Source organism: Orbus hercynius, from assembly GCF_003634275.1.
Classification (GTDB): domain Bacteria; phylum Pseudomonadota; class Gammaproteobacteria; order Enterobacterales; family Orbaceae; genus Orbus; species Orbus hercynius.
Genome location: NZ_RBWY01000001.1, coordinates 485,238 through 496,869, shown reverse-complemented (window position 1 = coordinate 496,869; position 11,632 = coordinate 485,238). Strand labels below are relative to the sequence as shown.

Here is an 11,632-nt window from a genome sequence, read left to right as displayed (position 1 = left end):
ATCAATCGAGGAATAGCAAAGATGCATAGTTTTACCAATGATTATAATGAAACCGCTCATCCACAGTTATTAGAAGCACTGTTAAATATTGCAAAACAAAAAAATGGCGGTTATGGCCTAGATAGTTACTGCGAACTTGCTGCTAGCCACATTAAAACATTAATCCAATCACCGCAAAGTCATGTGCATTTTTTACCGGGTGGAACCATCACGAATCTGACGTTTATTGCCCATGTCCTAAGACCTCACCAAGCAGTGATTGCCGCCGAAAGTGGTCACGTTGCAGTACATGAAACCGGCGCAATTGAAGCAACCGGACACAAAGTCATCACCGCAAGATGCCAAGCGGGTAAACTCTCGCCAGAGGTAATCAAACCGATTTTAGATGAACATTGTGATGAGCATATGGTGCAACCTAAGCTAGTTTATATTTCCAATACAACAGAACTTGGCACCATTTATAGCCATAAAGAGTTACGAGCACTCCATCAATTTTGCCAGGCGCATCAGCTTTACCTTTACGTTGATGGTGCCCGTCTAGCCATGGCGCTCAGCGCCAAAGATAATGATGTGACGTTTGCCGATTTAGCCAAATACACCGACGCGTTTTATATTGGCGGTACCAAAGTTGGCGCCTTTGCAGGTGAAGCATTAGTGATTAATAATCCGCAGCTGAATCATGATTTTCGTTTTACGATCAAACAAAAAGGCGGCTTAATGGCTAAAGGTTGGATTTTAGGTGTGCAGTTTCTAACGCTGCTGCAAAACAACTTGTATCTTGAGCTTGGTGCACACAGTAATAATATGGCTGGGCAACTCGCTGAATTATTTCAGCAGTGCGGCTTTAGCTTTTCGCACCAGCCACAAACTAATCAGATTTTTGTCAATATTCCCGATCATTTAGTTAAAGCTATCACCGATCATTATGACGTCTATGCGTTTGGTAAACCCGATGATGTACATACCTGTTTACGGTTTTGCGCATCTTGGTCAACCACACAAGATGATATTGAAAAATTTAAATGTTTCTTCAACAATCTGCAGCAAAAATAGCTTGCTAAGCGAAATAAAGTATTATATGGTATCGGTAGTTTAATTGGAGAATTAATATTTTTATGAATTTACTTTGCGTCTGTTTGAACAACCATCATCACCATTTCCCTGAATAGTCTTCGGGCGTTTGGTGCTGGAAGACATACGGTCTTCCGGTTGAGCGCAAAGCAAGTCAATAGAGCCCTCGGAAGATCAACTTCCGGGGGTTTTTTTATGGCGAATTCACAGACTTCTTTGTTTTAATATACACAATAACAATAGGGGAAAAAATGTTAGATAATTCACGTTTACGTATTGCAATGCAAAAATCAGGACGCCTGAGTGACGAGTCCAAAAAGCTGTTAGCACAGTGCGGAATTAAAATTAACTTACAAGAGCAGCGCCTAATTGCTTTTGCCGAAAACATGCCAATTGATATTTTACGTGTACGTGATGACGACATTCCAGGTCTTGTTATTGATGGCGTCGTTGATATTGGTATTGTTGGCGAAAATGTCCTTGAAGAAGAAGTGCTTGATCGCCAAGCCGAAGGCCAACAGCCTCAGTTCAAACAGTTACGACGACTCGATTTTGGTGCGTGCCGTTTATCAATTGCAGCCCCTCGTGATTTTCAGTATCAAGGCCCAAGGTGTTTACAAGATCTGCGCATTGCAACAACTTATCCTCACTTATTAAAACGTTACTTAGCTAATTATAACGTCACCTTTAAAACCTGTTTATTAAATGGCTCAGTCGAAGTGGCACCCAGAGCGGGGCTAGCTGATGTGATTTGTGATTTAGTATCAAGTGGCGCAACACTTGAAGCCAATGGGCTCAAAGAGATTGAAATTATCTACCAATCAAAAGCCTGCTTAATTCAGCGTAGCGGCATTATGTCAGCTGAAAAACAAGCGCTAATCGATAAATTACTAACGCGAATTCAAGGCGTGATTCAAGCACGAGAATCAAAATACATCATGTTACATGCGCCAACAGCGGTACTTGATCAAGTCGTTGCCCTGTTGCCCGGTGCTGAGCACCCAACCATTTTACCGCTAACCGGTGAAAAAAATCGGGTTGCACTACATATGGTCAGCAGTGAATCACTATTTTGGGAAACGATGGAAAAATTAAAAGCGCTTGGCGCCAGCTCTATTTTAGTGCTACCCATTGAAAAGATGATGGAGTAACAACATGCAATTAATCTATTGGCAACGCTGCAATGCCGAGCAGCAAACAGCCCTCTTAACTAGGCCTGCGGTAAATGCGTCAGATGCAATTAGTCAATCAGTTGCTACAATTTTAGCGCAAGTGCAAACCGGTGGTGATAGCGCATTAAAAGCGCTCAGCCAGCAATATGATAAAATGACATTATCAGCTCTGCAAATTAGTGCCGATGAAATAATTCAAGCTGCGCAGCGCGTACCTGAGCAACTAAAACACGCGATGCAACTTGCTGCCCGCAATATTACGTTATTTCATCAGGCACAAGTCCGTGATACCGTGACCGTTGAAACAATGCCGGGCATTACCTGCCAGCAGCTCACCCGCCCTATTCAATCGGTTGGTTTATATATTCCTGGCGGCTCTGCGCCGTTGTTATCGACGGTTTTAATGCTCGCCATTCCCGCTAAAATTGCCGGTTGTAGTAACGTTATCTTATGTTCACCGCCACCAATTGCCGATGAAATTTTATATGCGGCTCATCTTTGCGGCGTAAGCAAAATTTACCCAATTGGCGGCGCACAAGCGATCGCCGCAATGGCGCTAGGCACTGAAACTATCGGCCGTGTTGATAAGATTTTTGGCCCAGGTAATGCTTATGTGACAGAAGCAAAGCGCCAAGTCAGTCAGCGCCTTGATGGCGCGGCGATTGATATGCCAGCTGGCCCTTCTGAAGTCTTAGTCATTGCCGATAGTCACGCAAACCCAGCGTTCATCGCGGCTGACTTATTATCCCAAGCGGAACATGGCCCTGATTCGCAAGTGATCTTATTAACGCCGGATGAAAATCTGGCTCAAGCGGTCGCCAATGAGGTTGATAAACAGTTAGCTCAGCTATCACGTCAAGCTATCGCCAAACAAGCACTGAGTGCCAGTCGTTTAATCATCGCCCAAGATATTGCACAGTGCATTGCAATTAGCAATGCCTATGGTCCTGAGCACTTAATTATTCAAACGCGTGATGCGGCAAAACTAGTGCCAAAGATTACCAGTGCCGGCTCTATCTTTTTAGGCGATTGGTCACCAGAATCGGTCGGCGATTATGCCTCAGGCACCAATCACGTCCTACCAACTTATGGCTACACAGCGACCTATTCCAGCCTTGGGCTGGCGGATTTTCAAAAACGCATGACCGTGCAAGAACTGACGCCAAGTGGGCTACTATCAATTGGCCAAGCCGTCGAACTTATGGCAGAAGCTGAGCAATTAACCGCTCACAAAAATGCCGTTACGCTGCGCCTGTCCGCCTTAAAGAAGGAAAAATCAGATGAATAGAGCAATGGATATCAATCAATTAGTCCGCCAAAACGTACGCGAGCTGACACCTTATCAATCAGCAAGGCGTATCGGCGGTAAAGGCGATGTGTGGTTAAATGCTAATGAGTCAGCCATTGCTCTACATTTTGAGCTCACCATGCAAACGCTTAATCGCTACCCAGAACCTCAGCCCGAGCAAGTGATTGAACGTTATGCGCGCTATGCCGGCGTGAGAGCCGATCAAGTCATTGTCAGTCGCGGCGCCGATGAGGCGATAGAACTCTTAATGCGCGCATTTTGCGAGCCGGGCCGAGATAGGATTATTTATTGCCCGCCAACTTATGGCATGTATTTGGTCAGCGCTCAAACGCTTGGCATTGGCTATAAAGCGATTGTACAAATGAACAACTGGCAATTAGATTTAACTGCCATCGAACAAAATTTAACCGATACGAAATTAATTTATATCTGTTCGCCGAATAACCCGACCGGTAATGTGCTTAATCCTGATGATATCAAAACCTTACTCGATATGGCTTGGGGAAGTGCGTTAGTGGTCGTTGATGAGGCCTATATTGAGTTTGCCATGGAACATTCCGTGGTCAGTTGGCTGGCAAACTACCCGCATTTAGTGATATTAAGAACCTTGTCAAAAGCCTTTTCTTTAGCTGGATTGCGCTGCGGTTTTGCACTGGCAAATAAACCGGTGATTGATGTGCTGCAAAAAGTGATTGCGCCTTACCCGTTACCAACGCCAGTGGCAGATATCGCAGCGCAAGCACTGAGTAAAGAAAATTTAACCAAAATGACCTTACAAGTGGTTAATCTCAATAAACAAAAAGCACATTTAATCACTGCACTTAAGCAGTTTAGCCTTGTTGATGCGATCTATCCGAGCTATGCTAATTATATTCTCGTCAAATTTAATGACCAAGGTGTATTTAAATACTTGTGGAATCAAGGCATTATTTTACGCGATCAGTCCAAGCAGCCGAATTTAGCAAACTGTATTCGTATAACAATTGGCAGCCAAGCTGAATGCGATGCCGTTATCAACGCGTTAAAAACATTAAATGATCAGGGGAACTAAAGATGCAACAAAAGTACCTGTTTATCGATAGAGATGGCACATTAATCACTGAGCCGCCGGTTGATTTTCAAGTGGATAAATTTGAAAAATTGGCTTTTGAAGCCCATGTCATCCCCGCTTTACTCAAACTACAAGCGGCAGGTTTTAAATTAGTCATGGTCACTAACCAAGATGGTCTGGGCACAAATAGTTACCCAAAAGCCGATTTTGATGGCCCACATAATTTGATGATGCAAGTCTTTCGCTCACAAGGCATCAAATTTGAAGACGTGCTAATTTGCCCACACTTCCCAACTGATAATTGCTCATGTCGTAAGCCCAATATTGAGCTGGTGCTGCCTTATTTAATGAGCGGCAAGCTCGACAAGCAACACAGCTATGTGATTGGTGATCGCCAAACCGATGTACAGTTAGCCAATAATATGGGCATTACCGGATTACGGTACAATCCTACTACGTTAAACTGGGATGAAATAACCCAACGATTAACAACGCCCGATCGCTATGGCAAAGCTGAGCGCCACACCAAAGAGACACAAATTCTTGTCGAGGTCTGGCTTGACAGGCAAGGCAATAATCACATCAATACTGGCATTGGCTTTTTTGACCATATGCTCGATCAAATTGCTACTCATGGCGGCATTCGCTTAAATATTGAGGTGAATGGCGATTTGCACGTTGATGATCATCATACGATTGAAGATACTGGCCTGGCGCTAGGTGAAGCATTAAAAGTTGCCTTGGGTGATAAACGCGGAATTACACGTTATGCCGCAGTGATTCCAATGGATGAGTGTTTAGCCCAATGTGCAATCGATATTTCCGCTCGCCCTTATCTTAAATTTTCAGCGCCATTCACACATCAAAAAGTGGGTGACATGAGTACTCAAATGGTTGAGCACTTTTTTTACTCATTAAGTTATGCAATGGCGATTACTTTACACCTTGAAACCACTGGCGATAATGATCACCATAAGGTGGAAAGCCTGTTTAAAGCCTTTGCCCGAACCTTAAAACAAGCAATTAAACTTGATGGCAATCAACTACCAAGTTCAAAAGGAGTACTGTAATGGAGATTGTTATCCTTGATACTGGCTGTGCCAATTTATCATCCGTCAAATATGCCATTGAGCGATTAGGTTATTCACCAATCATTACTGCCAATCCAGAACAAGTCTTACAATCAGATAAGCTGTTTTTGCCCGGCGTTGGCACGGCTGCTTCGGCAATGGCTCAACTACAAGAGCGCAACTTAATTGAACTCATCAAAGTCTGTACCCAACCAATTTTAGGTATTTGTCTGGGTATGCAGCTATTAGCAAAACATAGTCAGGAAGGTGATGTTGATACGTTAGGAATGATTGATGAAACCATTGAGAAAATTCCCGATTGCGGTCTACCTATTCCGCACATGGGGTGGAATAATGTTTATCCTAAAGCCGGTCATCACTTATTTAGAAACATTCCAGATGGTAGCTATTTTTACTTTGTGCACAGCTATGCACTGCTGCTTTGCTCAGCAACCATTGCCGAAACCCGCTACGGTGAAAATTTTTCAGCCGCGGTGCAAAAAGATAATTACTTCGGTGTACAGTTTCACCCCGAGCGTTCTGGAGCGGTGGGTGCACAGCTATTAAAAAACTTTTTGGAGATGTAAGACGATGCCAAAACCAATTATTATTCCTGCACTCGATCTGATTGATGGTAATGTGGTGCGTCTACATCAAGGCGACTATAATCAGCAACGCGACTATGGGAATGACCCACTACTTAGGCTGCAAGATTATCAGGCACAAGGCGCTGAAATTTTACATTTAGTCGATTTAACTGGTGCCAAAGATCCACAAAAACGACAAATTGCGTTAATCAAAACGCTGATTAATGGTGTGAAGATTCCGGTCCAAATTGGTGGCGGTATTCGCTATGAATCCGATGTTGCCGCGCTGTTTAGTGCTGGGGCTGCTCGAGTCGTCATTGGTTCGACGGCAATCAAATCACCCGATATGGTTAAATCGTGGTTTACCACCTATGGCGCTGAGCGCTTAGTATTAGCACTGGACGTGCGCATTAATGATGCTGGGCAAAAGCATATCGCTATTCATGGCTGGCAAGAAGAGTCACAGCAAACCTTAGAAGACGTCATTGAGGATTTTCTCCCATATGGCCTTAAGCATGTGCTGTGTACAGACATTGCTAAAGATGGCACGTTATGTGGCACTAATGTGGCACTATATCAACAAATTAGTCAAAAATACCCCCAAGTGGCCTTGCAAGCGTCGGGGGGAATCGGTCAACTCGATGATGTCAAAGCACTAGAGCATAGCGGCGTTAACGGCGTTATCGTCGGTAGAGCATTACTCGAAGGAAAATTTACCGTTAGGGAGGCTATAAAATGCTGGCAAAACGCATAATCCCCTGTCTTGATGTCAAAAATGGTCAAGTCGTGAAAGGCGTGCAATTTCGTAACCACGAAATCATCGGTGATATCGTGCCGTTAGCTAAACGTTATGCACAAGAAGGCGCTGATGAGCTGGTCTTTTATGATATCACCGCCTCATCAGATGACCGCGTTGTCGATAAAAGTTGGGTTAGCAAAGTCGCCGAGGTCATTGATATTCCATTTTGTGTGGCTGGCGGCATTAAAACCGTTGAAGATGCCGCACGTATTTTATCTTTTGGCGCTGATAAGATTTCCATCAATTCCCCTGCACTAGCCGATCCATCACTCATTAGCCGCCTGGCCGATCGCTTTGGTGTACAGTGCGTAGTTGTCGGTATTGATAGCTGGCATGATGACACGCGTAATAATTACCATGTGTACCAATTCACCGGCGATGAAAAACGCACTGTTGCAACCACTTGGCAAACAATCGACTGGGTTGCAGAAGTGCAGCGACGAGGGGCTGGCGAAATCGTTCTTAATATGATGAACCAAGATGGCGTGAAAAATGGCTATGATTTGGCGCAGCTTTGCGCCGTTAAATCCGTTTGCCATGTGCCATTGATTGCCTCTGGCGGCGCAGGTCAAATGCACCACTTTTTAGATGCTTTTCGACAAGCCGACGTCGATGGTGCACTTGCTGCCTCAGTGTTTCATAAACAGATCATTAATATTCACGAACTCAAACAATATTTATCGGATAACGGAGTCGAAATACGCTTATGTTAACAACCGCACAAATTGATCAGCTTGACTGGCAAAAAGTCGACCACTTAATGCCAGCTATTATTCAACATGCCATCTCTGGCGATGTCTTAATGCTAGGTTATATGAACCAAGAAGCGCTAGCTAAAACTGTTGAATCCAATAACGTCACCTTCTATTCTCGTACCAAACAACGATTATGGATGAAAGGCGAAACCTCAGGGAACGTGCTCAATGTGGTGAGTATTAGCGCTGATTGTGATAATGATAGCTTACTTATCTTAGTCAATCCGGTTGGCCCAACTTGCCATACCGGTAATCGCAGCTGCTTTAATGACGCACAATCAGCAGGCGGCTTTTTATTTGCGCTTGAGCAGCTACTTGCTTCGCGTAAAAGTGCCGATCCAAATACATCGTATACCGCAAAGCTCTATCATGACGGTACAAAACGCATTGCCCAAAAAGTCGGGGAAGAAGGCGTTGAAACCGCGCTTGCCGCAACCGTTAATGATCGCGAAGAGCTGAAAAATGAATCGGCTGATTTAATCTATCATCTCTTGGTGCTGCTACAAGATCAACAGCTCAATTTAACCGATGTGATTGGTATTTTAAAAGCACGTCATCAACAATAATTATCCCCTTATTTTTATATCAAACCGCATCAATGCGGTTTTTTTTGATCATTATCAGTGATACTCTATAAAATGAATCACCGGTTAAGATCGATTAAATAGCAGTTGCACTGCATTCATGCTGCTCGATTAAAGCGAGCAATGCCTGTAATGGATGTTTTAGTACTAGCTTTTCAAAACGTTTAACTTGACTGCGACATGAATATCCAGTCGTTAAACAGTGTGTGCTTGGATATTTTGCTAACGCTTGCTGCCACGACAGTTGATACAGTTTTTCAGAGTCGTGTAAGTTAGCCAGTTCATGACCATAAGTCCCCGCCATACCACAACACCCGACATCAACAATGTGTAAATTAGCGCCAAAATGGGCGAAGATTGCTTGCCATTGGGCACGACTTGCCGGTAATTGCGTGGTTTCACTACAATGACCGAGCAAGTACCACTGAGATACTGCCTGATGCTCTTTACCTTGTAATGGCAAATTAAGTTGAGCTAACCATTCATGGGATAATAATACCGTGAAATCGCCTTTATCATCTTGTAGCATCTGCTGATATTCATCGCGATAACAAAGCACCAAAGCGGGATCTACGCCTACCATTGGCATACCCAAAGCAGCAATTTGCGTTAAGGCATCAGCGGCTGACTTAGCTGTTTTGGCAAATTGGGCCAGAAAGCCTTTAATATGCTGTGCTTTACCATTGGGTATAAACGGCAAAACCACCGGTTTAAAACCCAGTTTTTCGGCCAATTTGACAAAATCAGACACCACTTTAGCATCGTAATAGGAGGTAAAAGGATCTTGCACAATGAGCACATACTGCTGACGCTCTGCAACAGTTAACGCCTTCAACTGCGGTAAAGTGATATTAGCGCTATGATGGCCCGCTAACTGCTGTTTTAACGTTGGATAAGAGAGCAAAGGTAAACTGGTCATGCCCACCATTTTTCGCGACAGATAGTCTGTGACTGAAAGGCGCATAAAGACGTTAAAAAAACGAGGCGTTTTCGCCATTAAAGGTAACAAGGTTTCAATATGGCCAACGGCATAATCTTTTAATGGACGTAAATAACGCGTGTGGTAAAGCTGTAAGAAACGCGCTTTAAAATCAGGTACATCGATTTTAATCGGGCACTGCGTCGAGCAAGCTTTACAAGATAAGCAGTAACTCATCGATTGTTTGACTTCATGAGAAAAATCATACTCACCGCGTTTTGCGTTAATCGTATTGGTCAAGCGCTTGGCTAGCTCAATGAGCGATCCGCGTTTTTGCGGATAAATCGTATTAATGTCATGTTCATTCATGCCCTGCTCTACCAGTAAGCGTAACCATTCTCGCACCAGCGCGGCCCGACCTTTTGGCGAATAAACACGATTGGCTGAGATCTTCATCGAAGGACACATTGGACTATTGATATCAAAGTTAAAACATAAACCGTTACCATTACACTCCATCGCACCGTGAAAAACCTGTTTAACACGGATAGGAATGGTTTGATCGTACTCGCCCCGCCCGGTTGACTCAATCGAATAAAGCGGTTCATCAATCGTTAATGGCACACAAATTTTTCCGGGATTTAACCGATTATTGGGATCAAAGGCCGCTTTAATCGTTCGTAGCCCATGATAGAGCGTCTCACCAAAAAATGCAGGGCTATACTCACTACGCAGACCTTTACCATGCTCGCCCCACAGCAAACCACCATACTTTGCCGTCAATTCGACAACGCGATCAGATAGGGTTCTAATCAGTTTTCGCTGCTCACTATTACAAAGATCCAAAGCCGGCCGAACATGCAATACGCCTGAGTCCACATGACCAAACATGCCATAAGTTAAGTGATGCTGATCAAGTAATGCCCTGAACTCCATAATATAATCAGCTAAATGCTCAGGGGGGACGCAGGTATCTTCAACAAACGGAATCGGTTTTTGTGCCCCTTGCGCATTACCAAGCAAGCCAACCGCTTTTTTACGCATGGCATAAATTTTATTAATTTCAGCCAATTGATCACAAGTTTGATAACCAATCACACCAATTGCGTTACCCTCAAGCAAGCGATCTAACTGCTGACATAACGCAATAAATTTAGCGTTGACCTCATCAAAATCTTGACCGGCAAATTCGACAATATTAATGCCTTGCAAGTCATAGCCTTTAACATCGGTAATTAAATTTTGTACTGATTGCCAAATAATATCTTGTTTCGCTAAATTAAGGACTTTTGAATCAACGGTTTCAACCGATAGCGCTTTTGCCTCAACTAACCATGGCGCATGTTTTAAAGCCGATTGAAACGAATCGTATTTAATATTAATTAAATAACGAACTTTAGGCAGTGGAATAATGCGTAATGTTGCCTCTGCAACAAAGGCTAACGTCCCTTCAGAACCCGTAATTAACCGGGTTAAATCAAACTCCGTCATCTCATCGTTAAATACGTGCTTGAGATCGTAGCCGGTTAAAAAACGGTTCAATTTGGGAAAACAGTCTAAAATCAGTGCACGATGATCACGGCAATAATTAAACACTGTTCGATAAATATCGGCGATTGGCGTTGTTTGAGCCAAAAGATCAGCGACCTCCGTCAACGACTGCTTGCCGGTTTGTAAAATATCACCGGTTAATAATACCGCTTTAAGTGCTAAGGTATGATCGGATGTTTTGCCATAAACCATCGAGCCTTGCCCTGAAGCATCAGTACTAATCATCCCGCCAATTGTCGCACGGTTACTGGTTGATAGCTCGGGGGAAAAGAAATAGCCATAAGGCGCCAGATATTGATTAAGCTGATCTTTCACCACTCCCGCTTCAACTTTTACCCAGCCTTGCTCAACATCAATGGCTAAAATACGATTCATATGCCGGGATAAATCCACAATAATATCGTGATTAAGCGATTGACCATTGGTGCCAGTGCCGCCACCGCGAGGGGTAAAGCGAATAGCATGATAATCCGATTGTTGCGCTAAGGTGGTTAACAAAGTTATATCATCAATGTTGCGCGGAAATAAGATAGCTTGAGGTAACAGCTGATAAATACTGTTATCCGTTGCCAGACTTAATCGTGAGGCATAATCCGTTGCAATATCACCACCAAATCCGCTATCGCGTAACGCTTGTAAATAACGTAGCGTAAGTGGACTAATTTGTGGCGAGTGTTTAATTTGCGGTATCATATTTATACAACATTGGGTTGGAAAATGATTAATGTTAATCTAACACAGGCAATCAATAAGTTAAATGATAA

Annotated in this window: 10 protein-coding genes and 1 other annotated feature; of the genes, 9 read left to right on the top strand and 1 reads right to left on the bottom strand. The window is 43.6% G+C overall.

The genetic code is table 11. From position 1 onward, the window contains the following. Nucleotides 1–21: 21 nt before the first annotated feature. The 9 genes from DES39_RS02365 (at nucleotide 22) to hisIE (ending at nucleotide 8,380) form a co-directional block, all read left to right on the top strand. The gene (locus DES39_RS02365) at nucleotides 22–1,053 is read left to right on the top strand and encodes a threonine aldolase family protein (RefSeq protein WP_121144156.1); all 1,032 of its coding nucleotides are present in this window, start codon (nucleotides 22–24) and stop codon (nucleotides 1,051–1,053) included. 91 nt (nucleotides 1,054–1,144) lie between these two features. Continuing rightward, nucleotides 1,145–1,268: a sequence feature (His leader region), on the top strand. Nucleotides 1,269–1,322: 54 nt separating this feature from the next. Next, nucleotides 1,323–2,222, top strand: a complete 900-nt coding sequence (gene hisG, locus DES39_RS02360; RefSeq protein WP_121144155.1) for an ATP phosphoribosyltransferase — start codon at nucleotides 1,323–1,325, stop codon at nucleotides 2,220–2,222. Between the two features lie 4 nt (nucleotides 2,223–2,226). Further along, the gene (gene hisD / locus DES39_RS02355) at nucleotides 2,227–3,531 is read left to right on the top strand and encodes a histidinol dehydrogenase (protein ID WP_121144154.1); all 1,305 of its coding nucleotides are present in this window, start codon (nucleotides 2,227–2,229) and stop codon (nucleotides 3,529–3,531) included. A 4-nt stretch (nucleotides 3,532–3,535) separates the two neighbouring features. Then, entirely contained in the window at nucleotides 3,536–4,603 is a 1,068-nt protein-coding gene (gene hisC, locus DES39_RS02350; RefSeq protein WP_121144761.1) for a histidinol-phosphate transaminase, read from the top strand. A gap of 2 nt (nucleotides 4,604–4,605) precedes the next feature. Next, nucleotides 4,606–5,673, top strand: coding sequence for a bifunctional histidinol-phosphatase/imidazoleglycerol-phosphate dehydratase HisB (gene hisB, locus DES39_RS02345; protein ID WP_121144153.1), 1,068 nt, complete (start codon nucleotides 4,606–4,608; stop codon nucleotides 5,671–5,673). After that, nucleotides 5,673–6,260: an imidazole glycerol phosphate synthase subunit HisH gene (hisH, locus tag DES39_RS02340; protein ID WP_121144152.1), complete on the top strand. Its 588-nt coding sequence runs from the start codon at nucleotides 5,673–5,675 to the stop codon at nucleotides 6,258–6,260. Before hisB ends, hisH begins: the two co-directional genes overlap by 1 nt. A 16-nt stretch (nucleotides 6,261–6,276) precedes the next feature. After that, the gene (gene hisA / locus DES39_RS02335; protein WP_121144760.1) at nucleotides 6,277–7,014 is read left to right on the top strand and encodes a 1-(5-phosphoribosyl)-5-[(5-phosphoribosylamino)methylideneamino]imidazole-4-carboxamide isomerase; all 738 of its coding nucleotides are present in this window, start codon (nucleotides 6,277–6,279) and stop codon (nucleotides 7,012–7,014) included. Beyond that, entirely contained in the window at nucleotides 6,996–7,772 is a 777-nt protein-coding gene (hisF, locus tag DES39_RS02330; protein ID WP_121144151.1) for an imidazole glycerol phosphate synthase subunit HisF, read from the top strand. The genes hisA and hisF overlap by 19 nt, the downstream gene beginning before the upstream one ends. Continuing rightward, on the top strand, nucleotides 7,766–8,380 hold the full coding sequence (hisIE, locus tag DES39_RS02325; RefSeq protein ID WP_121144150.1) for a bifunctional phosphoribosyl-AMP cyclohydrolase/phosphoribosyl-ATP diphosphatase HisIE: 615 nt from the start codon (nucleotides 7,766–7,768) through the stop codon (nucleotides 8,378–8,380). Before hisF ends, hisIE begins: the two co-directional genes overlap by 7 nt. Nucleotides 8,381–8,474: 94 nt before the next feature. Here hisIE and ydiJ read toward each other — a convergent pair whose 3' ends face one another. Beyond that, a complete protein-coding gene (gene ydiJ, locus DES39_RS02320) occupies nucleotides 8,475–11,561 on the bottom strand; it encodes a D-2-hydroxyglutarate dehydrogenase YdiJ (protein WP_121144149.1) in 3,087 nt (1,028 codons plus the stop codon). Nucleotides 11,562–11,632: the final 71 nt, after the last annotated feature.